Consider the following 23,946-nt stretch of genomic DNA (forward strand, 5'->3'; position numbering starts at 1 on the left):
GCGTCTCGCTGTTCGTAATTGGAATTAAAGAAATGACTAAGATCGATCAATTGAGTGATCTTTATGAGATCGATAATGAGGAATGGTTCTCTCAAACCTTGAAACTCTTGAAAAACAAACAACTCGATCGTCTCGATTTAGATCATCTGATTGAGGCATTAGAATCCGTGGGTCGCCGAGACAGATTAACTGTTGAGAGTTTTCTTGAACAAATTGTCAGACATTTACTTCTTCTCCAATATGGGCAAGAAAAATATGATTATAATGCCAATCATTGGCAAGCTGAAATCATGAGTTTTAGAACCCAACTTCACGAATATTTAACCCAAAATCTACGAAATCATTTGGAAGAAAACCAGTCAAAAATTTATCAAAAAGCATTAAAATATGTCAGGAAAAAGACAGGGCTGATAGTCGATTTCCCTGAAGACTGTCCTTACAATCTTGAACAATTACTCGATCAAGACTGGCTTCCTTAAAAAAAGATAGGGGAGAGGGGGAAGAGGGGGAGGATGGGGAGGAATAAACCCATACTCTCATGCATTAGATTTAGTTCGGTGTAAGCACTTTTCGGCTGTCGCCGACATGAAAGCGCTAAAGCGCTTACTACGAACCGAGTTTTCTATTGCACTATTTTAGGTGAAACAGTAGATTCGTAGTGGACTGTTTCACCTAAAATAGGACTTTGTTTGTAGTAAGCACGAAGAGTGCTTAAAAGCCTAGCTGGAGAGGGCTAAAGCCCTCACTACGAACGAAATCTAATGCATCAAATTAGGTGAAAGAGTAGATTTGTAGGTTGGGTTGAGGAACGTTTCGCTTCGCGACATGTTCATGTCCGCCTTGCGGAAACATGTCGGCTTTGCCGAAAACCCAACAAGTACGTTCGGTTGACGTTGGGTTTCACTTCGTTCAACCCAACCTACGAGAAAATGGCGAGGTATTGTTCTATAAAAAAACCAGCTAAAATCTAGCTGGCATTGAATCGATATCATCAATATCAATTGTCGTTTCCGAAAATCCTGACTGCGCGTTCCCACAACACGAGGAGGATCGGTCTCTTTTGTCTCTCTTTACCAATCGTAACAGAGAATCCGATTTTTTTTAATAAAAGTTCATACTTAACGGTTTCTCTTTCGATAACTATTTATAATCAGAGATTGGGGTTATGATTCGAGCGCTGCTTCTTGGGGACACCCCCAAAGAATACGCTCATGCTTATAGACAACCATTCCAGGTTGAGCGCCTTTCGGTTTATACACCGATTTCGGTTCTGTGTAAACCACTGGAATCTGCTTACTTTGCCGTCCTTGGCTATAATGGGCGGCTAGATTAGCCACAAACTGGAGGTCTTCGGTATCCGGAACCTGTCCCGGAGAGACTCTCATCAACACATGACTGCCAGGAATCTCTTGGGTATGGAACCATAGATCGTATGCTCCAGCTAGTCTAAAGGTTAAGCGATCGTTTTGGCGATTATTGCGACCGACGAGAACTTCAAACCCGCTAGGAGTTTGGTAACGATGGGGTTGGGAGCGGTGGGAGTTGCGTTGATAGTCGGATGCTGGAGAGTCTAAATACTTCTGTTCAATTAATTCTTCGCGCACTTCCTCTAGAGTCGATAAATCCTCAGCCGTGCCATACTCCGCAAGTTGCAGTAGGGTAGTTTCTACTTGTTCGAGATAGCGCTGTTCGGTTTCAACTGCTTCTAAAAGGGGTTGAACGGCAAGTTGAGAGCGCTTAAGTTTTTGGTGTTTTTTGTAGAGCGCTTGGGCATTTTGTACGCCATTTTTTTCGAGATTGAGGGGAATTTTAACCGGTTTTCCGGTTTCAAAATCGGCTAATTCAATCGCCTGCATCCCCGGTTGCCACTGGTGTAAATGAGCCATCAATAAGTCGGCTAAATACCGGTAGCGATCGGCATCTTGGGATTGATTTAACCGTTCTCGGAATAGGAGCGCCTTTTGATGGAGCTTGCCTAAATGCGATCGCACCTTTTGCTGCAATTGATAATGTAATTGACTAAATTCTTGCCGATCAAGATGCTCGTTATAATACCCACTAATCAAATTCTGTACGGATTCGACTACCTCCACCCGATCCCAAGGCATCACCGTATACCCTTTTTTTGTCCATCCCGGTGTAAACGTTCCCTGCTGCAAGCTGTGTAACCAATGCTGCCAGCGATCATACAGCAGAGACCAATCAGCATCACTTAAACTATCTGTGGGTTGATGGAGAGCGATCGCCGTCCCGAATAGCCAAGACTCAATCAACCGGGGACTTAACCCCCGATAACTTTGCAGTAATTGCCGCTTGAGTGGCCCCGGAATCAATCCCACCCGCCCCCGAAAATCACTGAATGACTCTTCTAGACTAGGTATCCGATTCTTTAGAGCTGGAGGATTCACATAGGGTTGTCCCGTCAAAATGGGGCGTACACTCGACTGTTGTTCGCTCACCTGATGGGCAGCGGTAACAATTATATTTTCCTGATTGACCAAAATCACATTACTATACTTCCCCATCACCTCCACAATTAAGTGCCAGCGAATCGGATCGCCCGGTCTTTGGGCAAACTGCAAATCAATTGCCCGCTCCCAAGGGGCAATTTCGGCAATGGAAACCAGAGCTAACCCATTAAGCTGATGGCGCAACTGATCGCTAAATGTAAACGTATCCGGTGCTTTTGGGGGAGGGCTGCTCATGGCGATATGGGCTGCCTGTGGATGCCAACACAGCGTTAACCATCCCCGCCCCTGAAGCATCCGCAGGGCAAGGGATAGCCTGAAGCGATCGCGTTGAAAAACCTGCTCTAAGCGAGCCGGTAAAGAGCGATCGCGCAAATCGGCACAAATGGCCATTAAAGTCGTAAAATCAACCGGTTGCACAATGAATTGTCTAACTAACCAAGATTTCTAGTATAGCCCGTTCCCCGAACCTATATTTCTTGGGCCAAAGTTAAAACTTGTTCATAGAGATGATTTGAAATCCTTGTACCCCGATCTTGCCTCTGCTTTAGAACATCCTTAACATTAGGAATCAGGCTCTGGCGCTTTGCCAATACCAAAACACCCATGGTTCCAATTAAGGGTAACTTTCTTTCTAGTGCCACTCGTCTAGCTGCCCGTTCATCAATCAGTAATTGATCGGCTTTAGTTTCTTCAGCTAAGGCGATCGCTTCTGACTCTCCTAAGTCTAAATGAAAAGACTCCTGTAACTCCTCTACAAGCCGCTGATTATTGACGGTGACCACTTGTAGCCACGACAAATCCTGTACTTGTTGCGCTGCTGGATGATCTCCCACAAGCAACTCATTAAAAACGCCCTGCAGTTGTGTGGTGATCCATACTATGACTATAGTCTTTCCTGTGGATTACCGCAAGCAGACATGGATGCAAACAAACAAGGGCTTGTAGAGTACGATAAAATCAAGAGCAACTGCAAAGTAAACAGATAAGGTTTATGCTTATCCTATGTTCTCTGGCAAGAGGAACAAGTAAGGAGAGTCAACAAGATTGCGCCGATCGCGCAAAAGCAGTGGTTGAAGAAAAAGATCGCACTATTCAACAGCTAAGAGAGAGCCTAGCGCAACTGGGTATCAATCCAGATACTCTCAGTTAGAGGAGTAAGCTATCGCCGTGTCTCCGTGTCTGTGCGTCCCCCGATCTTCTCGACTCCCCACTGTTTACTCTTTGTTAAGACAGATTCTTATACTGTGGGCAGGTTGCATAATCTCGGTTAATCTAAAATAGAGTAGAGCGGCTCTCTCTTAGGCATGTTGCATAATGTCCCCTAATTTATCTGGTCGTAAACTTAAATTCAAACGCCGTCCCCACTTGGCGATCGCTGTGCTTCCTGATGTCGATTCAGCATTTGCTGCCTATCGATTACTCTATAGCGAAGGGATATCCCCTGAATACTTAGCCATTGTGGGGCGAGAATTTAATCCTCCCGAATGGGTAGGATTGTATAAACCCATGAAGATTATCTTTGCTAAGGCCTATCGACTGGCCCTATTATCCGCCTTGGCTGGGAGCGCGATCGCGGCTATCCTCCTATGGGTCTTAAAGCTGGAGATTTCCAATTTTGCTCACCTCCATATCGCTCTAGTCATTTTATCAGCCGGACTCATGAGTGGTCTATCGGGTAGTCTTGTGGGCGCACTGATTGGCTTTTTTGGTGAAGGAAATACTTCTAGTATCTATCGCCATCACCTGCAACAGGGGCGATATCTGCTGATGATTGAAGGACCAGAACACATGGTAAGGCGCTCGAAAGAAGTGCTAAGTCAATATTCGACTTCGCCCTCTTGAGCCATGGAAAGGGGTGGATCGGCTATTCTAGTATTTTCAGATGACCTACCCACGCCCAGATTCCAGAGAATATTGCCATCAATGCCATGCTTCGTGTTAAGCAACGGTTTCATCGACTTTTCCAAACTGTACCCTTAGGAGTGGCCTTAATTGTGCCTTTTCTCCTGCAAATTGCGATCGCAGTGGGCTTAACTGGATATTTCTCTTGGTACCATGGCAAAGCAGCCGTTGAAAATGTCACCAGTCGCTTACAAGCAGAAATCACGGCTCATCTCGACGATCGTCTCGTTAATACTCTTTCCATTGCGCATCAGATTAATCACGTTAATGCTAATGCCATTGCTTGGGGAGAAACAGACCCAAACAACCTTGAGCAGTTAAGCCAAAAATTTTACGAACAACTCCAGTTATTTCCCCAGATCCGTGAAATTCAATTTGCCAATTCCCAAGGCGAATGGGTGAGTGTGCGTCATTCTCAGAAGGATAATTGGAGCCTAGAACTGGCGATCGCGTCCTCTACAACCGATGGTCAATTCCATATTTATTCCCTCGATCGAGGAAAACGGGGAGCGCTGTTGCGATCGCTTCCCAACCGCGATCCTCGTAAATCGTTTTGGTATCAAGAAGCCACTCGCAACGCCATTATCAACAACAATTCTCGCCAATCTTGGACAACGCCCTATCTCTCAAATACGGGACAGATGAGTCTAGATGCCGTCTTACCGATCTATGGCAGGAATCAAACCCAACTGGGTGTCCTATCTACTTCCATCTGGCTTTCTAAACTTCAGCAGTTTCTACAAACCTTGAATGAGCGACTAGATGCGCAGATTCTAATCTTTAGCAATACAGATGGAAGTATTGCGCCTGTAGTCACCCCTTTGGAGTCAACCTATCCTCTGATCAATAGTGCGACGGACTATCTCCAAACCTATTTAGTCCAGCACCCTCAAATACAAGAAGCCATTGACCTCCAGGTTAGCCTTCTTGATACTCCCTACACTCTGCACTTGAGTGCCCTAAGCGATCATCAAGACTTAAATTGGCTCATGGCGATTTTTGTCCCCCAAGATCCCTTTCTGGAGGATATTCACCAAGGAGGCCATGTTACCGCGATCGTCGGTTTACTGGCGTTGATCGCTGCCACTGTACTCGGTTGGCTTATCACTCGCCACATTATCCGACCGATTAAGCAACTCTCGCAAGTGGCGATCGCCCTTTCCGAAGGGGACTGGTATCGCACAGCCGATCCTTGGTACAATCGCACCGATGCCCTAGGAACTCTGGCTCTAGCCTTTGAGCGAATGCGCTATCAGCTCAAGCGCTCTCATCGTCAACTGCAATCCTATTCTCGGTCTTTAGAAGCTAAAATCCAAGCCAGAACGGAAGAACTCGAACAAGAAATCCGCGAGCGGCAAACGATGGAAATTGCTTTACGAGAATCGGAAGAAAAATTCTCCAAAGCCTTTCGTCGTACTCCCCACCCCATTACCATCACTTGTTTAAGGAGTGGCAAACATCTGGAAGTCAGTGATAGCTTCCTCAGTTTAACTGGCTACAGCAATGACGAAGTGATTGGTCGTACCGCGTTAGAGCTAAACCTTTGGGTTCATGTGGAAGAGAGGATGCACTTGTTTCACCTGATTCAGCACAAGAAGCAGGTGAAAAACTATGAATTTACTTATCGCACAAAGGCTGGAGAATATCGGGTGGCTCTACTCTCATCGGATGTGATTACGGTGAATGACAAACCCTGTTTACTTTCGGTGACCACTGATATTACCGATCGCAAACAGCTCGAGGAAGACTTACGGCGATCGCAACAATTCCTCGACAGCATCATCGATCATATTCCCCTAGCCATTTATACTAAGGATATTACCCACAATTTCCAACATCTAATTTGGAATCAAGCCAGCGAAGCGATTTTTGGTTTAGGGAGCGATCGCGTGATTGGCAAAACCGATGCCGAAATCTATCCCCTAGAACAAGCAACCCAATACAGTGCCTATGACTTGCAAGCCGTGCAACAAGGGAAACTTCTAGAGATCGCCGAGCATCCTTTTCAATCCCTCACGCGGGGCAAAATTCTACTCAGAACCCTCAAATTGCCCCTCTATAACCGCCACGGAGAAGCCACTCATTTACTCTGTATTTCTGAAGATATTAGCGATCGCAAACAAGCAGAAACTGCCCTTCAACAAGCCAAAGAAGCTGCGGAAATGGCTAACCGCGCCAAGAGTGAATTTTTAGCCAATATGAGCCATGAATTACGCACACCTTTGAATGCTATTTTGGGCTTTAGTCAATTAATGGCCAATAACCCTAAATTTGCGGCTGGAGCTTCAGAAATTAATATCATTAACCGCAGTGGAGAACATTTACTTGACCTGATTAATGACATTCTGGAAATGTCTAAAATAGAAGCAGGTCGGATGACATTTGTGCCAACCGCTTTCGACTTAGAGCAATTATTACAAACTTTAGAAGGAATGTTACATATCCGGGCAACTTCTAAAAGGTTAACGTTGACCTTCGATCGCCCCCCGGATTTAGTACAATATATTCAAACTGATGAACAAAAATTACGCCAAGTGTTGATTAATCTCTTGGGAAATGCAATTAAGTTTACAGAGCAAGGGACAGTCGAATTACTCATATCTCAGGTACGAGAAGATCCTTTAATTCGTTTGCAGTTTGCCGTTCAAGATACGGGAATTGGGATTGCAGAAGATGAATTAGAGCAATTATTTAATCCTTTTGTACAAACTGAGTCGGGAAGGCGATCGCATCAAGGAACCGGATTAGGGCTTTCCATTAGTCAAAAATTTGTCCAACTCATGGGGGGTAACATTGAAGTTCAAAGTATCCTGGGGGAAGGCAGTTGTTTTCGATTTGAAATTCAAGCCACCCTTGCCAGTGCGGAAGGAGTCGATCCCGTTATTGTACGCAATCGAGTAATAGGTTTAGCACCTGGACAACCTCGATATCGGATGCTAATTGTCGATGATATCCCTGAAAATCGTCTGTTATTGGTACGCTTATTACACCCTTTGGCATTGGAGATCCTTGAAGCCGAAACGGGAGAAGAGGCGATCGCCCATTGGCAGCAGTATCATCCCGATCTGATCTGGATGGATATCCGCATGTCAGGTATGGATGGATACGAAACCACTCGACGGATTCGGGAACTAGAAAGTCAAGCCTCCCCAACCCAAAAAAGCATCATTATTGCCCTGACTGCCAGTGCCTTTTCCCAAAAACGAGAGCTAGTCTTTGCTGCTGGATGTGATGACTTTATTGCTAAACCTTTTCAGGAAGAAACGATCTGGAATACGCTAGCCAAACATTTGGGTCTAGAGTACATCTATGAGGAAGCCTTACCCCCAACTGATAGCCCTGAGCCATTTACCCTTACGCCCAATCAGCTTAAAATAATGCCATCGGAGTGGATTGAGGCCGTACATCAATCGGCTTTAAGTGGCGATGATGAGAGGATTATCCAACTCATTGCCCAAATCCCTCCCCATTACCAGGGTTTAATTAACACCCTGTCTGATTTGGTGCATCATTTCCATTTCAATACTTTGTTGGAATTAACGGATGAACAGTAAAGTTCTAGCCGATGTGTTAATTGTAGACGATACGCCCAACAATTTGCGTTTGTTATCGTCGATGTTAACGGAAAAAGGTTATAAGGTGCGTAAGGCGATCGATGCTAAAGGGGCGCTCAAAGCCATTGAGGTGCTAAAACCGGATTTAATTTTGTTGGATATTCGGATGCCGGAAATGGATGGGTATCAAGTATGTCACATTTTGAAGGCTGATACTCGGACTCAAGATATTCCAGTAATTTTTATTAGTGCTTTAGATGAGACGGTGGATAAGGTGCGAGCATTTAATGTGGGGGGAGTAGATTATATTACAAAACCCTTTCAAGCGCCGGAAGTGTTGGCGAGGGTAGCGACTCATTTGCAGATTCATCAATTACAACAGCAGTTAGAGACTCAAAATACTCAGTTGCAAGCGGAAATTGTGGAACGGCAAAAGGCGGAAGCCGGATTAAAAGTTTTGTTACATGCGGTTTCCCATGATTTGCGGAATCCGGTAACCGGGATGTTGATGGTGTTTAAAAATTTGTTGAAGCGGGATTCGTTTGCTTTAACCCGATCGATGGTAGAGCGGATGGCAGATAGTTGCGATCGCCAGTTAAATTTAATTAATTCTTTGATTGAAACCCAACACAGTGAGATTTGGGGGGTGTCTCTCAATTGTGAATCCTTATCATTATCTACATTAACTGCTCAGTTGGCAGCAGATTGGGAACCGATATTGAGTCAAAATCAGGCGACTTTAGAAGATCGGATAACGTCTACTTTACCCCTAATTAACGGCGATCGCCAGCAACTGTGGCGGGTATTTGAAAACCTGTTCGCCAATGCCCTCAAGCATAATCCCCCTGGTTTAAGCCTGACTCTCAGCGCTAGAGTAGAAGGGGATTGGGTGCGGTGTACCGTGGGAGATAATGGTACAGGAATGAGCAAAAAACAGTGTGAAACGCTGTTTCAACCCTATACAAGGGGCGATCGGGAAACACGCAAAACTGGATTAGGCTTAGGACTATATTTATGTTCCCAAATCATTCACGCCCATGGCGGCGAAATCGGAGTAGATAGTGTTGTGAATGAAGGCACCAATTTCTGGTTTACGTTGCCGACGCTATAGTGCTTCGTGCTGGGGAATAGGCAATAGGCAACAGCCAATAGAGAACGAAAATGTCTGAACTCTCTCGTCTCTTGCTATGAGAGTAAATCTACGGAAAAAAGCAATAAATTCTGCTCTTAACTAAGCATATTTATTGATTTAAGTCAGGGACGACAGGATGGACAATCCGCAGGCCAAAGGTGCAATATCGATCGCCAGCATTGCGGTGGTTGCGATCGGCACTACGACGGAATATTGAATAGGTGAGAAACCAAGACCCCCCTCGTATTACCCTTCTGGTCCATTCATCGCTATCGAGCCATATACTACCATCGGCAGGAGCGCGATCGTAACGATCATGCCAATGGTCGGCACACCATTCCCACAGGTTTCCATGCATATCATATAAGCCAAATCCATTGGGCGGAAAACTACCGACTGAGGTGGTTTTCGCACGATTTTTACCTTCCGGGTCATCTATATCACTATAGTTGCCATCATAATTAGCCAGGTCAGTCGTCAGGGTTTCGCCAAAATGAAAGGGCGTTGTTGTTCCTGCCCGACAAGCATATTCCCATTCTGCTTCAGAAGGCAAACGATAGGTGTTTCCCGTATATCGAGATAGCCGGGCGCAAAATTCCTCGCAGTCGTACCATGAAACTTGTTCTACAGGCAAATTCTCTCCCTTAAAATAAGACGGATTAGACTCTAGGGAAATATTCACCTGGGGAAATGAAGCTACCCTACGCCATTGAGCCTGCGTGATTAAAAACTTCCCCATATAAAAGGGGGGCACGGTTACTAAATGCTGGGGTTTTTCATCATCCGATCCTTCTCCCTCTGGTGAACCCATGAGGAAGTCTCCCCCAGGAATAGCCACCATATCTAAAACTATTCCTTCTCCCAAGTCCTCCTGGAAATACTGCGCTTCTCGATTTTCCTGCTGAATGATTTTGCCCCAAGCGTTAACTGTCACGACCTCAAAGCTAAATTTAGAGAGTGAACCTTGGTAAGGTTGGGGTACAGATAGGAGAGTAGACTTTAAAGATTCGAGTTGAGCTGGTTTGAGATGAGCTTTGTTAATGACTTGGGTTGACTCTGGTTTGAGTTGCACCCTATCCATAGCTGGAGTCGGTACTGTTGAAGTCTGGAGTCTGTTAACTTCTTCTAAAGCTTCCTGAGCTGAAACATAGCGACTATTGAAGTGATACCGGATCATATTCTGTAGGACTTCCCGCAATCTTGGACTGGAATGAGTAGCAAAGGGTTGCCAGATGATTTCTAGAGTTTCTGGGTCTGCTGGTAGACTGAGGGCTGGTTTTCCCGTGAGTGCTTCAATGGCGATCATGCCCACAGCATAGATATCGCTACAAAATTTAGGCTGTCCTACCGCTTGTTCACTGGGCATATATCCAGGTGTACCAACACGAACTGTCCGTTGATTTTTCTCTCCCAATTGAGTTAACTCAGACAGGTGTTGCTTGACTGCACCAAAATCAATCAGTACCAGTGTTTGATCGGGCTTACGCCGCATCAAGTTATTGGGTTTAATATCCCGATGAATGACTTGATGATCGTGCAAAAACTTTAAGGGAGTGAGGATATCTTGTAATAACTGAATCACTTGCTCCTCTGACCAAGGTTGTCCCGGGTGTATTTCCTGGCTTAACTCATGACCTTGGATATATTCCTGAACCAGATAAAATTCTCCTTCTTCCGTAAAATAGGCCAGAAGTTGGGGAATTTGAGGATATTTTCCTAATTTTTGCAGAGCCTTTGCTTCTGTCTCAAATAAGCGCTGGGCTGTCTTCAGTTGTTTTGGACTCTTGAACTGGGGCTTCAGTTGCTTGACAACACAGAGGGGATATCCTGGAAGGTGCAAGTCTTGTGCCAGGTAGGTGAGGCCAAATCCTCCTTTACCGAGTTCCCGTTCTATCTGGTAGCGACCCGCAAGCACTGGTGACATGGTTCAATTAAAAATTCAAAATAAATTGAGTTGTGGGTGGGTGACTCCAATTGTAGTATAAGATGATCTCCCTTAATCGAGACCATTGCCAATTAAAATAAATGGGGCCCAATAGTAGGGATGTTGAAAAGAGGTGGGATCGAGGTTATCTGTTTGGGGAAGTTGGGCGTTAATTACGCTCAATTGCGCTTGTCGAATGGCTTGGGCTAGGGTGATATCAGGATCGGTATCGAGAGATTGATAAAATTGATCCATTAAAACTTGGGTTCCTTGATCGTCAACGTGCCATAGGGTGGCGATCGCCGCTTTTGCGCCTGCTTTTTGCATCTGATAGCCTAAACCGAGGATTTCTTCGCCATTCCCCAGAATTTCGCCAATCCCTGTCTGACAAGCACTGAGGACAATTAAGTCCACGTCGGAAAGGTTCCAATGCTCAATATCCCGTAGGGTAATGCGATCGCCATTTCCTAATAAAATAAATGATTCTTCTGGCTCTCCTTGAACGAATGCTGCATGGGTGGCTAGATGCACGATCTGATGTGCCTCGAGTTCTGGCAGGGTTGCATCTCGATTAAAGTCCTGATTCCACAGGGTCGTATGATCGGGGAAGCGCTGGATCAAATTTTGTACTTCCTTCTGGGCAAAGGGTAATCCAGAAAAGTCAAATTGGCGATCGCCGACTTGGACGTGATAATTGCCTTGGGTAAACGCTCCGGCTAGAATTTTCCGTTCTCGATGGGTTTGGGGGGCAAAGTTTTGTAAGCTGGTGGCCGTAATATAATTAATCTCAAACCGTTGAATTAACCAATCCTGACCATCATATAAAGCACTGAAGGGCAAGTGGCGCAATTGACCATCTGGTGCGTAAACTAAGGCCTCAATTCCAGCTTGATTTAAATCCTCTTTAATGGGTTGCACTAACCATTCATAAAGCTGTTGACCGAGTGATTGTACCCGGGGTAAGGGGTATTTGCGCGTAATCGTTGTTCTAAATTCAGTAATTTTTTGTTCAAGTTCCGACTGACTTACGGGTACCGTACGTCTGATTGGTGGGCGATCGGCAAAAACCACGATTATTTCTAGCCGATCTTCCCACATGAATGGATAGACAAACGCTGTCTGATGTTCAAACTGTTGGAGTAGACTCTTCAATCCTTGAATATGAGAATTCCACTCTGGATTTGTCGAGTTGTAATCAGCCATTCTCTGCCTAATTGGGTTGATACGAGATGATTCTAGAAACGGCTTGAAATTCTGATGTAGACTCTGATATAATAAGTTAATTTGGTTTAATTTTTCAGTTTCCTCCACCGTGCGATCGCCTTCTGGAATCGCCCTTAATTCTTCTAAGTCTTCAATCCAATCTACACCCTGAGTCTCGGCTTCAAGGAAATCGTTGAAAATATCCTCTTCCACGGGATGTAAACTTAAGGTTGGCAATTGATGATCCCCTTTAACACTGTGTAAATATTCATCCAGTTCTTGCAATTTCAGCAAGTCCAGAACTTGATGGGCTTCTTCTGGGCGGTTATTTTGAAAGAGTAGATTCGCTAAATGGCGATAGCGCTGAGAAACCGTTGCCAGAAATGCCTTTTGTTGTTCTAGGGAAAAATCAGTAATTTGGCTATGAATCAACTGAAGCTCATTCATCGACTGCTTGTAAAATAGAATAGCTAACTCTGCTTGTTGCTGGGACTCGAATAGACGACCAATATTATGGAGTGTAGCGGCATAATTTTCTGTTTTTTCTAATTTTTTCCAGATCAAAAGTGCTTGATAAAAATGGGAAAGGGCAGGTTCAAACTGATTTTGTTCAAGATAGACAAACCCTAATCCATTGAGGCTATTCGCTACTCCGACTTTATCTCCTAGTTCGCGAAAAATAGATATGGCTCTATGATAAGCTTGACTGGCTTTAGCCTCCTGGTGAAGGATGGTATGAAGATGTCCAAGATGATTATATAAATGTCCCTGTTCTTCTTTTCGATCTAAACGTTGATTTAAGGCTAAAGCTTGTTGGGCAGTAGCTAAAGCACGATTCGGTAAGTTTTGCTTTTCATACAGTAAGCTTAAACCGGTTAAGGCTTGAATTTCTGTGGCGCTATCTCTTCGCGATCGAGAAATCGATCGAGCCTGATTCAGCAACTCTAGGGCAGTGTCATAATCTTCTAAATTGATTTCAACACTGGCTAAATTAATCAAAGTCTTCGCTAATTTTCTTCGATTGCCAATTCGTTGTCGTAATTTCACTACCCTCTGATAAAACTGCTGTGCAGAAAAAAAACGTCCCTGTGCATAGTCTCTTTTACCCCAGTTTTCTAGGGTATCGGCTTCGCTGACTGGATCGGTTTGAACTTCCACAGAGCCAGACTCTGAAGTTTGTGCGATCGCCGGTAATTCAAGTGCCAACACACTGCTGATCGCGATCGCCGAAATTGTCCGAACCAAGCTTATACTCATCATCATCAATCCGAGAACTCATCATTTACCAGCTTGGCAAATGTCCCTTAAATTTGGGGAATTCAGAGGTTCGGTAATCTGTAGCAATCAACCGCTACCATAGTAGAGAAAACCTCACTGTGCAATCGTATAGCCATGTCACCCAAATATCCGCGCCCAGACTGGCCAAACTCTTTGCCCACCATGTATGATTTACCCAGCGAAGATCCGGAGGAACCGGGATTGCCTGACTTATTTCACGATCTACAACCCCAATTACTCGATCTCACCTTTGACTCTCCCCTTTATCCAATCGAACAACGGTTAATTGCTAAAGACTTAAATCTATATTACGATTCCAATCATACCAATTGGTATAAACGTCCTGATTGGTTTCTCGTTTTAGGCACGGGACGATTTAACCGCCAACAGGATCTGCGCCTGAGTTATTTAATCTGGCAAGAACGAATTTCACCGTTTTTAGTCATTGAACTCTTATCTCCAGGAACGGAGCAAGAAGATTTAGGTCAAACTTTGCGAGAAGTCAATAAACCGCCGACAAAATGGCAAGTATACGAGCAGATTTTACGGGTTCCCTATTATGTAGTTTATGACCGCTATAATAATCAGTTTCGAGCCTTTGAGTTAAAAGGTTCTCAGTATCAACCCTTGAGTTTACCAGAAGAGAAATTATGGTTTGAACAGTTAGGGTTAGGCTTGGGAAAATGGCAAGGAATTTATGAGGGTGTGGAAGGATTATGGTTACGTTGGTACGATCGCCAAGGCAACTGGATACCGACTCCTACGGAAAGACTGGAGCAGGAGCGTCAACGGGCACAAGAGGCAGAAAATGCATTAGCCCAAGAGCGACAAAAACGGGAAGCTCTATTAGAGCGCCTTCGAGCTATGGGTATCGATCCTGATACATTGTCGTAGAGCTGTAGTGCCTTGAAACAGCTAAAATGAGGTAATAGATGTAGTGCGAGCATCTTGCCCGCTTCTCTTTTCCAATTAACCGGATTTGATATTACTAGCGAGTATGGGGTGATTTCGTCTATTTTTCGTTTTTCAATTGTCATAAGATTTATTTTCTAGTTTTTTTCGGCTCTGCTTGGCGATCGCAAAGATATTTGACCATTGCCAATTAGATACATCTTCAGTCTCATACAGTGTAATACACTTGTTCTTTTGTTGATCTGTCTCACCAGCAAGAATCAAAGGGCTATGTCCTAAGAATTTACTGTTTTTTCCGTACACGCTAGAAAAGTGAAGCTCTCCAATAAATAAATTCTCTACTGGATCAATACCCCCGAAAAAACTGCCTTTCCCAAAATAAGATAGAGTCACCAGATGATGATAAACTGTCATTTTCATCTCATAAATGTGATTGTCCATGTCTGCAAAAAACAAAGACAGATCGCCTGAGAAACTGTATTTACCTCCTCTTGAGTCAACTCTTACGACAGTCATTTGTTCTAAGATAGAATACATAAAACGTTGAATTGGAGAATTATAATCGCAGTTGTAGGTTTCATCTATCAAAGAAGCTATAATCATCCGATTACGCTCTGCTATGCTCATTTCTGAAAGGATGCTCTGCCTTGAATGACAATTAGTGTTTGCTAATTCCATACTGTAAATGATCTAAAAAATATGCTATAATATTAGCATAAATTACCCCCGCGTTGTTATACCATTTCTCTATGATGATGTGCTGAAACAAGGGGCTTAAGCCCCTTGTTTCTCAGGTGTCGATTAGTTGCAAGATTAAAGAGAAATGGTATACCCCTCTTCTGTCACTTTCCGGTTTCTTCTATGATTAGTAATTTCCAGAGCTAAGGTAACGTGAGTTTTGGATAAGCTGAAACCCTTATTCTATCGTTGGCTGTAATCCCCATTCCTTCGTCAAATCAGCCGCAAAATGCCCTTAACCAAAACTGGCGTTAAAGCACCCAATTAGCTGTGTCTAGGGAGCTTTTTGGTGTTGGGCAATGACTTGCCACGCGCGCAGGGTTTCGGCTACACTCCAAGCTTGGGCAATACACCCTCTGGGGGTAAAGGGAGGATCGCCATCAAAGATTTCACTGATACTTCCGATGCCGTGAGTGTATAAATGGTGCGCCATGGGAGTGAGGAAACTCAGCGCTCGATCGGGTTGGTTGTAGACTTTGAAGTGGGCGATCGCAAATGGCCCTAATAACCAGCCCCATACTGTACCTTGATGATAGGCTCCATCTCGATGGGCCAAATTGCCTCCATAATGACCGATATATTGGGGATCGTCTGGACTGAGCGATCGCAACCCATACGACGTTAGCAGAGATCGCCCACAGGACTCCACCACTCCCCGTTGCTGTTCTGGAGTTAGGGGACTTTGGGGTAAGGAAACCGCAAAAATCTGATTCGGTCGCAATTTCGGATCGTTCCCTATACTTGTATCAAGTACATCATAGCAGCATCCTGCCTCAGCATTCCAAAAGCGAGCAAATCCCTTTTCTGCTTGTTGTGCGAGCGTTTCGTACTCCCGATCTTCCTTCCCTAATTTACGAGTAAACGCGACCATAGTACGCAGTGCATTATACCATAAAGCATTCACTTCCACCGGTTTTCCTTGCCGGGGAGTAACCACCCAATCTCCATATTTAGCATCCATCCAAGTCAGTTGGGTCATGGCTTCTCCCGCATACAGGAGACCATCATCGGGATCGCGATGAATTTGATAGCGGGTTCCACGACAATGCCAGTCAATGATGTCCGCTAAAACGGGGAAGAGTTCAGCTAAAAAGGAGCGATCGCGGGTTGCCTGATAATATTGGCGAACGGCTTCAAAATACCATAACGTCGCATCGACCGTATTGTAAGCGGGGTCTTCTCCGCCATCCGGAAAGACATTGGGCAACATGCCCCGATCCACATATTGGGCAAAGGTTGTCAATACCCTCTTAGCCACTTCCGTGCGTCCTGTCGCTAGAGTTAAACCGGGTAAGCTAATCATTGTATCCCGTCCCCAGTCTGTAAACCAGGGATAGCCAGCGATCACCGTTTTCCCATGGGAGTTAGGGGACAGGGGACGACATACAATAAATTGATCCGCAGCGAGAATTAACTGTCGAATCCAGTCCGGAGCCTTTTCTGTGTTCAGATAGGGTGTGGCTTGCCAGCGTTCGAGGTGTTGCTTTTCATAGCGGTGTTGCTGCTGTAGCGCCTCTTTGCCGTCTAGATTTACCTGAGGCTCGGTACTGGCAACTAGGGTGAGGGAGTCTCCGGGACTAAGGGATGCGGTGAGGGTGCAGGCATGAAAATGGTTATCTTGATGGCCATCTCCCCGATAGCGTTCCATGGGGAGATCGTAGCCTTGTATCCAGGTTCCTGAAAGGGTGAATTCACCTCCAGAGCTGAATAAGTACCAGGGGATAGACTCTCCTGGCGTTTCTAGTTTTATGCCAGATTCAATCCGTTGGGTATGGATGGTAAAGTCTAAATCCTCTTGTAGAAGATTGTAGGGCCGAGTGTTAGCGATCGCATCAATCTCTAAATCCACAGGGGTACTACACCGCACCAGATCGTAGCGAATGTAGGTGGTATTTTCCCGCTGCCGCATCCAGATCCGTTTTTCCAGCAGCATATCCCCGCAGGCAAATGTCCATACGGGGGTTGTCCCTTCTAAACGGAAGCTTTCGAGATGGCGATCTCCATTTCCGTCCACTTTACCGCCCACCCATTGGTTAGTGAACAGGGGATAGGACTTTTGGCCATAAGTAACGGTTTCATCGAGTTTGGTTAACAGCAGAGTTCGCTGTAGTGGGGGTTTCAGTGCCGCCACTAATAACCCATGATAACGGCGCGTCAGGCCAGAGGCGATCGTCCCCGATGCGTAGCCCCCAATGCTGTTGGTAACTAACCACTCACGAGAGAGGGCAATTGCTGAATCACCACAGATTTCCCGTCCTACCTCAATCGCCATATGATTTTTCTTCTCCGCTCCGCGATCGCAACCTGAATCTTTCCAGGACTCTAGATTACACCATTTTCCATGGCATGATACTCCTAGGCATGGATTTTGCCATCTGGCATCATCGCGCCTTCTAAATTTGCTCCTTGCAAATCAGCTCCCACCAAAGCCGCATCACGCAGACTAGCACCTCGTAGATCGGCATCACGCAAACAAGCCCCATCTAAATTAGCGCCCCATAGATACGCCCCGCGCAAATCGGCTTCACTCAGATCCGTGCCTCGCAGATCTGCTAAATTTAGATTCGCTTCCGTTAAATCGGCTTTACGCATATCCGCTTCACACAAATTGGTTTTCATCAGATTGGACTGAATAAACTTACCGCCTTTGAGGATCGTTCCCTGCATATCAGCTTGTTTCAAATTTGCTTGATCGAAGTCAGTAAAACGCATTTGGGCATTACTGAGGTCAGTTCCCACCAAATTAGCGCCTGCCATTTTTGCGCCATTTAACTTCACTGAATCCAATTCCAAGCCACTAAAATTCATCCCTTGCAGTTTCAATCCATTCAAGAATGCACCGCTCAGTTTCACCCCATTTAAACCCGCTCCTTGAAGATTGGCTCCACTTAAGCGCGCTCCGGATAAATTCGTCCAATTCAGATTAGCACCCTCTAGATTCGCTCTTCGCAAATTAATCCCATTCAGGTTTGAACCACATAGATTCACTCCTGGCATTTTTGCTCGAAACAACGTCACCCAAGTCAAGATCGCCCCAGTCAATTTGGCTCCCGTTAAATCCGCTTTCCCCAAATGAGCGCCCCGCAAATCTGCTTTTGTTAAGTCTGCTTCGATTAACACGGCTCCTTGCAGTTTCACATAGCTCAAATTGGTACCATACAAGAACGCCCCATTGAGATTCGCCTCTTTCAGAAAACACCGTTCTAAATAGGCTCTCGCCAGAGACGCTTCTTTTAAGTTTGCACCTGACAAGTTAGATTTAGGTAACTCCACACCGATTAAGTTGGCATAGGTCAAATCCGAGCCACGAAAATCCCGTTCACCGTGAATATATCGTTGTAATAGTTCATTCGCATCCATGATATTACTCTCCTCAATTCCTGACCGTTTTGTCAGTCAACGTATTTTCTTTGACACCTTTACCTGCAAAATTTCTATTGCTTACCCTCCCTAACCGATCAAACGGGTATCCGGTAAAGCCCCTAGCTGCTCAGGTTGACCTCTTTTGGAGTTCAGAAACGATTGAGTCCAGAAATACAGTCTCGATTTTAACGTTTACTTATGCTGAAGACTGGTCTTTCTGCACTTTAATGAAGGGCTTTACGTTAGACCTTATTATGGTATTACACCCATCCTCTACTATTCCATTAACTGTAACAAACCTTTAGAAAGGGAAAGAAATAGTTATATTCACCCTTAAGATTCTCGGCCAGATGTCCAATGGTCTCTCCATTTTACAGTTCCTTCACTAGCAACCACCCAGCGCCGAGAAACTATATTTTCTCTCAGGGGAGATTGACCTTCACGCCACAGTGCATATTTATAATTAATTAATTTTCCTGCACTTTCATTGAAGGGAATTTCAGCAAACCAGGTATTAGAATTAATGTACTCTAAAGGATAGGCTTTAGCTATATCCCAATTCCCCAATTCTGGACAATCTCCAGTGACAATAATACGTTCTCCAGGCTGGGTATTAACACCATTGAGTTGGACGCGAACAATGGTTTTTCCGGTGACTCTTTCCGCCACATGACTAAGAATAATCACTTGATTTTTTTCTAGGGTCAAATCGGACAGTATACTCGACTCAACCCTATATTTTTCCAGGGACATGATATCCGTATGCTCACCATCGGGTAATTCCGTATCGATGGATTCTACAGTTACGCTTTCCCCTCGATTCATCGCCACAAACAGAATCGAATCTCGATACCGTCGCACATAGCAATAGACATCAGGAGTAATGTATTTTTCCCATTGTCCTCCCATGGAAACGGCTGGATTTAAGCGACGCACACCAGATAATAAACGAATGGTCCAATAGAGTTTAGTATTGGTATCCCAGCGCTTCATGAGGGGACGATTATAGGGGTCATTATTTCCAAAGGGATTGTCTAAATCAACCTGGGTATTATTATAGAGATATTGTTCTGTTCCGTAGTAAATACAAGGAATACCCCGGCTGGTCATTAATAGGGCGATCGCTAAATGTAACACTTCCGGATCGTCATTCAAACTCTGGAAGCGGTACATATCATGATTGTCGATAAAGGTAATTAACTCGGTTGCCCCAGAATAGCGATAATCTTGATCGAAAACATCCTTGATCCGGTAAAATCCATCCTCTAAACCTAACCCTAATGCTTCCCGAATTGCCGTGCATAGACCAAAGTCTAAAATCGTCATCCCGGAATTATTGGCAAACTCTACAGAACGATCGTCAAGAGGATGGGAATAAATCCATTCTCCAAACACAAAAATATCAGGTTTATGGGTTTGAATTTCGGCATTGAATTCTTGCCAAAACCAAATAGGCATATGCTTAACGGTATCGACGCGCAGGGCATCCACCCCCCGATCAATCCATTGTTTAATCGCTGCTTTAATATAACTGCGGTATGCTGTATTATTTTCATTAAATGTAGCTAATCCCGCTAACTCACAATTTTGGATTTGCCACTCATCTTCCCAGTCTTGAACTTCACCATAGTGATGATACCAATGATCCTGGTCATTGTTGAAATCGGCAATTTTCACCCCGTCATCATAGAGAATCCCCTTTTTGCCACTAATATCAGGATTGCTATGGTTACAGACAACATCCAAGATTAACTTCATGTTGCGCTTGTGAATTTCTGCAATGAGTTGGTCAAATAGGGTGTTTTTCTCTTCTTGAGTTTGGTTCAAAGAGGGATTATCTTCTGGCCGGATAAAGCGGGGATTGATGCGCTTAAAGTCTTGAATCCAATAGCCGTGTATAGCGGCACTTTCAACAAATAAGTCCTCAATTTGTTCAAATAAAGGAGTCAGCCAAATCGCTGTTACTCCCAGGTTTTTCAAATAGTCGAGTTTGTTGATTATTCCTTGTAAATCTCCACCCCAATATTTGCCCCAATCTTCATGGGTGGGATCGTAGAGTTCGGGATTTGGCCCTTCATTATTGCGCGGATCGCCATCACAGAAGCGATCGACAACAATAAAGTAAAGGGTTTCTTGGCGAAATTCAATATCGCGAGTATAGAGAAATTCTAGGTCTAAGTCTTCCTGTGAGTTAGGAGACTGTGCTGATGGGTTTAATGGGTCTTCCGACTGAGGATCTGAGGGGGTATACTGGCTCTGGGAAACCTCTGATAAGTAGGGATCAGTCATCACAGCAGCACTTCCTCGTTAACACTGGGCTACTCTAGAATAGCAGAAGCATAGACCTCTACAGGCGCTGAGAGGCGATCGCCCATTCGGCCTAAGTGACTTAAGTTTAAGAAACTTAATGTAAACGTTCATCAAATCGTTCTAAGGTAGCTATATAGAGGCTGAGAAATCAACCCTAACCCTTTGTGGAGACTTGCCCAAAGGATTTTTTAGATCGTCTTTCATTTTCAAAATCGGGAACTGTTTTAGGATGAGTACCAATTTAGCGACTAAGCTCCGCGAGGGCACGAAAAAAGCCCATACCATGGCGGAAAATGTGGGTTTTATCAAATGTTTCTTAAAAGGAACGGTAGAGAAGGAGTCTTACCGCAAACTGTCAGGTAACCTTTACTTCGTCTATTCTGCCATGGAAGAAGAGATGGCTCGTCACCAGAATCATCCAATTCTGGGGAAACTCTATTTTCCTGAACTCAACCGCAAAGAGTCTATTGAACAGGATTTAGCCTTCTATTATGGCAGTAACTGGCGCGAGGGAGTATCCTTGTCTCCAGCAGGTCAAGCCTATGTAGACCAAATTAGAAAAGTCTCCAATGAAGAACCGGAATTGTTGATTTCCCATCTGTACACTCGGTATATGGGGGATTTGTCTGGTGGGCAAATTCTGAAAAAGATTGCCCAAACCGCGATGAATTTACCAGAGGGACAAGGAACTCAGTTCTATGAGTTTGCTGATATTCCAGATGAGAAGGCATTTAAGAATAACTATCGGCAAACCATGGATAGTTTACCGATTGATGAAGCAACAGCCGATCGCATCGTCGAAGAAGCTAATGCTGCTTTTGGCATGAACATGAAAATGTTTAATGAACTTGAAGGTAGCTTAATTAAGGCGATCGGACAACTGTTGTTTAATAGCCTCACTAGACGGCGTACTCAAGGCAGTACAGAATTGGCAACTGCTACTGATAACTAAACCCCTCCACTCATAAGTAGTGATGATTGCTGTCACTCCGTTGCTCTTATAAGCCTCGACTGAAAGGGTTTGAATGGTAACGGGTTGACAGCATTGTTATATCAATTAAACATTTAAAATGGGTATTTTAGATCATGAATGAAGAGGAAAGGCAAGCCTATTGGCGAGAAAATACGACGCTAATCCGCAATCTATTAATGGTTTGGGGTCTGACTTCCCTGGGATTAAGTATCTTATTGGTGACTCCCCTGAATTCCATTACCCTGGGGACACTTCCCCTAGGATTTTGGTTGGCACAACAGGGAGTAATTTATGTATTTGTGGTTTTAATCTTTGTCTATGCGATACAGATGGACAAAATCGATCATAAGTATAAGAGAGACGAGTAATGTTGGAATGGGGGAATGGGAAGACACGGAGACGCGGTGAGTTGTTCCCCAGGGTAAGGGGAATTTTTTAAGATCAGAATCATTGAGAAATAGATATCAGAATCATTGAGGAATAGATATGGGTGTAGAGGTTTGGACATTTTTGTTTGTAACCCTATCGCTTTTGCTTTATCTCTATATTGGTTGGAGATCGCGAGTTAAGGATACGCAAGGGTTTTTTGTGGCGGATCGGGGGGTTCCGGCGATCGCCAATGGTGCGGCAACGGCAGCAGATTGGATGTCAGCCGCTTCGTTTATTTCGATGGCGGGGTTAATCTCGTTTTTGGGCTATGATGGCTCGATTTATTTGATGGGATGGACAGGGGGCTATGTATTATTAGCGTTGCTGTTGGCTCCCTATTTACGCAAGTTTGGGAAATATACGGTTCCTGATTTTGTGGGCGATCGCTATGATTCCAATATCGCCCGACTGGTTGCTGTAATTGCGGCGATTTTCGTTTCTCTCACCTATGTCGCCGGACAGATGCGCGGTGTGGGGATTGTCTTTAGCCGGTTTCTACAAGTGGATGTGAGTACCGGGGTAGTCATCGGCATGGCGATTGTTGCCTTTTTTGCTGTCCTCGGTGGGATGAAAGGGATTACTTGGACGCAAGTCGCCCAATATGGCGTTTTAATTATCGCTTATTTGATTCCGGCGATCGCCATTGCCTGGTATCTGACGGGTAACCCGGTTCCCCAACTGGCGTTTACGTTCAGCGATATTGTCGATAAGCTCAATCAAGTGCAAGTGGATCTGGGGTTTGCCGAATACACCCAACCCTTTGCTAATAAATCCATGTTGGACGTGCTGTTTATCACCATTGCTCTGATGGTGGGGACGGCTGGACTTCCCCATGTGATCGTCCGCTTCTATACCGTTCCCAACCCTCGTGCCGCTCGCTATTCCGCCGGTTGGGCGCTTCTGTTTATCGCTATTTTATATACTACGGCTCCCGCTTTAGCCGCCTTTGCACGCTATAACCTGATTGATAGCTTGCACAATAAAACGATTGAAGAGGTGCAACAGTTAGATTGGGCGACGAAATGGGAAAATACGGGCTTGCTGGCGTTTGAAGATAAAAATGGCGATGGTTTGATTGAGCTAACCCCCAATCCGGAAACCAACGAAATTACCATTGACCGCGATATCATTGTTCTTTCGACTCCAGAAGTGGCAAAATTAGCACCGTGGGTGATTGCTTTAGTGGCTGCGGGAGGGTTAGCGGCTGCCTTATCTACCGCTTCTGGCTTACTGTTGGTCATTTCTAGTTCCATTGCCCATGATGTGTATTATCGTCTGATCGATCCGGGGGCTTCTGAGTCACGCCGGGTGATGGTGGGGCGGATCATGGTCGGTTTTGCGATCGCCGTTGCCGGTTATTTTGGCGTTAATCCTCCCGGTTTTGTGGCTCAAGTCGTGGGGTTTGCTTTTGGGTTAGCCGCAGCTAGCTTCTTCCCCGCGATTATTTTAGGCATATTTGACAAGCGTAACAATAAAGAAGGGGCGATCGCCGGAATGGTCTCCGGTTTAGTCTTTACCAGCTTCTATATTATCGGGGCAAAATTCTATGGGATGCCCCTTTGGTTCTTTGATATCTCCGCCGAAGGCATTGGTACAGTCGGCATGATCCTTAACCTGATGATTGCCCTAACCGTTTCTCGATTAACCCCACCTCCCTCGGCAGAGATTCAAGAAATGGTCGAAAATCTCCGCACCCCGGATCATGGCCCTCCTGCTCTGGCGGACATTGGAGAAGAAGAATTAGATTAAGCTGATCA

At 44.9% G+C, this 23,946-nt stretch carries 17 protein-coding genes; 9 read left to right on the forward strand and 8 right to left on the reverse strand.

Going from position 1 to position 23,946, the window contains the following annotated elements; translation table 11 throughout:
* Positions 1 to 32: 32 nt before the first annotated feature.
* The gene (locus PN466_RS05255) at positions 33 to 479 is read left to right on the forward strand and encodes a DUF29 domain-containing protein (protein WP_271937536.1); all 447 of its coding nucleotides are present in this window, start codon (positions 33 to 35) and stop codon (positions 477 to 479) included.
* Positions 480 to 1,163: 684 nt separating this feature from the next.
* Here PN466_RS05255 and PN466_RS05260 read toward each other — a convergent pair.
* Together PN466_RS05260 and PN466_RS25865 are read right to left on the reverse strand one after the other, a co-directional pair.
* Positions 1,164 to 2,888 (reverse strand): Rqc2 family fibronectin-binding protein, encoded by a 1,725-nt coding sequence (locus tag PN466_RS05260; RefSeq protein ID WP_271937537.1) that lies wholly within the window; start codon positions 2,886 to 2,888, stop codon positions 1,164 to 1,166.
* A 50-nt stretch (positions 2,889 to 2,938) separates the two neighbouring features.
* Entirely contained in the window at positions 2,939 to 3,304 is a 366-nt protein-coding gene (locus PN466_RS25865; protein ID WP_271937538.1) for a DUF3368 domain-containing protein, read from the reverse strand.
* A gap of 158 nt (positions 3,305 to 3,462) precedes the next feature.
* Between PN466_RS25865 and PN466_RS05270 the strand changes: the two genes are divergently transcribed.
* The 4 genes from PN466_RS05270 (at position 3,463) to PN466_RS05285 (ending at position 9,038) form a co-directional block, all read left to right on the forward strand.
* Positions 3,463 to 3,621, forward strand: coding sequence for a hypothetical protein (locus PN466_RS05270; RefSeq protein WP_271937539.1), 159 nt, complete (start codon positions 3,463 to 3,465; stop codon positions 3,619 to 3,621).
* Positions 3,622 to 3,785: 164 nt separating this feature from the next.
* Positions 3,786 to 4,313, forward strand: coding sequence for a hypothetical protein (locus PN466_RS05275; RefSeq protein ID WP_271937541.1), 528 nt, complete (start codon positions 3,786 to 3,788; stop codon positions 4,311 to 4,313).
* An 86-nt stretch (positions 4,314 to 4,399) separates the two neighbouring features.
* A complete protein-coding gene (locus tag PN466_RS05280) occupies positions 4,400 to 7,927 on the forward strand; it encodes a PAS domain S-box protein (protein ID WP_271937543.1) in 3,528 nt (1,175 codons plus the stop codon).
* On the forward strand, positions 7,917 to 9,038 hold the full coding sequence (locus PN466_RS05285) for a hybrid sensor histidine kinase/response regulator (RefSeq protein WP_271937544.1): 1,122 nt from the start codon (positions 7,917 to 7,919) through the stop codon (positions 9,036 to 9,038). Before PN466_RS05280 ends, PN466_RS05285 begins: the two co-directional genes overlap by 11 nt.
* Positions 9,039 to 9,168: 130 nt before the next feature.
* Here the strand turns inward: PN466_RS05285 and PN466_RS05290 are convergent, their stop codons facing one another.
* Together PN466_RS05290 and PN466_RS05295 are read right to left on the reverse strand one after the other, a co-directional pair.
* Positions 9,169 to 10,983 (reverse strand): bifunctional serine/threonine-protein kinase/formylglycine-generating enzyme family protein, encoded by a 1,815-nt coding sequence (locus PN466_RS05290; protein ID WP_271937545.1) that lies wholly within the window; start codon positions 10,981 to 10,983, stop codon positions 9,169 to 9,171.
* Between the two features lie 72 nt (positions 10,984 to 11,055).
* Positions 11,056 to 13,431 carry a CHAT domain-containing protein gene (locus PN466_RS05295; RefSeq protein WP_271937546.1) on the reverse strand — a complete coding sequence of 792 codons (2,376 nt, stop codon included), beginning with the start codon at positions 13,429 to 13,431 and terminating at the stop codon, positions 11,056 to 11,058.
* 147 nt (positions 13,432 to 13,578) lie between these two features.
* On the opposite strand from PN466_RS05295, the gene PN466_RS05300 reads away from it, so the two are divergent.
* Positions 13,579 to 14,358: a Uma2 family endonuclease gene (locus PN466_RS05300; RefSeq protein WP_271937548.1), complete on the forward strand. Its 780-nt coding sequence runs from the start codon at positions 13,579 to 13,581 to the stop codon at positions 14,356 to 14,358.
* Positions 14,359 to 14,490: 132 nt separating this feature from the next.
* Here the strand turns inward: PN466_RS05300 and PN466_RS05305 are convergent, their stop codons facing one another.
* The 4 genes from PN466_RS05305 to PN466_RS05320 all read right to left on the reverse strand — a co-directional run bounded on the left by PN466_RS05305 (position 14,491) and on the right by PN466_RS05320 (position 20,766).
* A complete protein-coding gene (locus PN466_RS05305; protein WP_271937549.1) occupies positions 14,491 to 15,054 on the reverse strand; it encodes a hypothetical protein in 564 nt (187 codons plus the stop codon).
* Between the two features lie 334 nt (positions 15,055 to 15,388).
* Positions 15,389 to 17,386: an amylo-alpha-1,6-glucosidase gene (locus tag PN466_RS05310; protein ID WP_271937550.1), complete on the reverse strand. Its 1,998-nt coding sequence runs from the start codon at positions 17,384 to 17,386 to the stop codon at positions 15,389 to 15,391.
* 83 nt (positions 17,387 to 17,469) lie between these two features.
* Entirely contained in the window at positions 17,470 to 18,474 is a 1,005-nt protein-coding gene (locus tag PN466_RS05315) for a pentapeptide repeat-containing protein (protein WP_271937551.1), read from the reverse strand.
* A 336-nt stretch (positions 18,475 to 18,810) separates the two neighbouring features.
* Positions 18,811 to 20,766 carry an alpha-amylase family glycosyl hydrolase gene (locus PN466_RS05320; RefSeq protein WP_271937552.1) on the reverse strand — a complete coding sequence of 652 codons (1,956 nt, stop codon included), beginning with the start codon at positions 20,764 to 20,766 and terminating at the stop codon, positions 18,811 to 18,813.
* 250 nt (positions 20,767 to 21,016) lie between these two features.
* Between PN466_RS05320 and PN466_RS05325 the strand changes: the two genes are divergently transcribed.
* From PN466_RS05325 to PN466_RS05335, 3 genes are all read left to right on the forward strand, one after another.
* A complete protein-coding gene (locus PN466_RS05325) occupies positions 21,017 to 21,739 on the forward strand; it encodes a biliverdin-producing heme oxygenase (protein WP_271937553.1) in 723 nt (240 codons plus the stop codon).
* Positions 21,740 to 21,873: 134 nt separating this feature from the next.
* Positions 21,874 to 22,128, forward strand: a complete 255-nt coding sequence (locus PN466_RS05330) for a DUF4212 domain-containing protein (RefSeq protein ID WP_271937555.1) — start codon at positions 21,874 to 21,876, stop codon at positions 22,126 to 22,128.
* Between the two features lie 118 nt (positions 22,129 to 22,246).
* Complete coding sequence (locus PN466_RS05335; RefSeq protein ID WP_271937556.1) at positions 22,247 to 23,938, forward strand: sodium:solute symporter family protein; 1,692 nt, start codon at positions 22,247 to 22,249, stop codon at positions 23,936 to 23,938.
* The last annotated feature ends 8 nt before the right edge of the window (positions 23,939 to 23,946 follow it).

Origin of the sequence: Roseofilum reptotaenium CS-1145, assembly GCF_028330985.1 — a bacterium.
Lineage (GTDB): Bacteria > Cyanobacteriota > Cyanobacteriia > Cyanobacteriales > Desertifilaceae > Roseofilum > Roseofilum reptotaenium.

Excerpts from the sequence above, each read along its gene's own strand:
- PN466_RS05255 (WP_271937536.1), top strand. The coding sequence starts at position 33 with ATGACTAAGATCGATCAATTGAGTGATCTTTATGAGATCGATAATGAG.
- PN466_RS05270 (WP_271937539.1), top strand. The coding sequence starts at position 3,463 with ATGCTTATCCTATGTTCTCTGGCAAGAGGAACAAGTAAGGAGAGTCAA.
- PN466_RS05275 (WP_271937541.1), top strand. The coding sequence starts at position 3,786 with ATGTCCCCTAATTTATCTGGTCGTAAACTTAAATTCAAACGCCGTCCC.
- PN466_RS05280 (WP_271937543.1), top strand. The coding sequence starts at position 4,400 with ATGCTTCGTGTTAAGCAACGGTTTCATCGACTTTTCCAAACTGTACCC.
- PN466_RS05285 (WP_271937544.1), top strand. The coding sequence starts at position 7,917 with ATGAACAGTAAAGTTCTAGCCGATGTGTTAATTGTAGACGATACGCCC.
- PN466_RS05290 (WP_271937545.1), bottom strand. The coding sequence starts at position 10,983 with ATGTCACCAGTGCTTGCGGGTCGCTACCAGATAGAACGGGAACTCGGT.
- PN466_RS05300 (WP_271937548.1), top strand. The coding sequence starts at position 13,579 with ATGTCACCCAAATATCCGCGCCCAGACTGGCCAAACTCTTTGCCCACC.
- PN466_RS05305 (WP_271937549.1), bottom strand. The coding sequence starts at position 15,054 with ATGGAATTAGCAAACACTAATTGTCATTCAAGGCAGAGCATCCTTTCA.
- PN466_RS05310 (WP_271937550.1), bottom strand. The coding sequence starts at position 17,386 with ATGGCGATTGAGGTAGGACGGGAAATCTGTGGTGATTCAGCAATTGCC.
- PN466_RS05315 (WP_271937551.1), bottom strand. The coding sequence starts at position 18,474 with ATGGATGCGAATGAACTATTACAACGATATATTCACGGTGAACGGGAT.
- PN466_RS05320 (WP_271937552.1), bottom strand. The coding sequence starts at position 20,766 with ATGACTGATCCCTACTTATCAGAGGTTTCCCAGAGCCAGTATACCCCC.
- PN466_RS05325 (WP_271937553.1), top strand. The coding sequence starts at position 21,017 with ATGAGTACCAATTTAGCGACTAAGCTCCGCGAGGGCACGAAAAAAGCC.
- PN466_RS05330 (WP_271937555.1), top strand. The coding sequence starts at position 21,874 with ATGAATGAAGAGGAAAGGCAAGCCTATTGGCGAGAAAATACGACGCTA.
- PN466_RS05335 (WP_271937556.1), top strand. The coding sequence starts at position 22,247 with ATGGGTGTAGAGGTTTGGACATTTTTGTTTGTAACCCTATCGCTTTTG.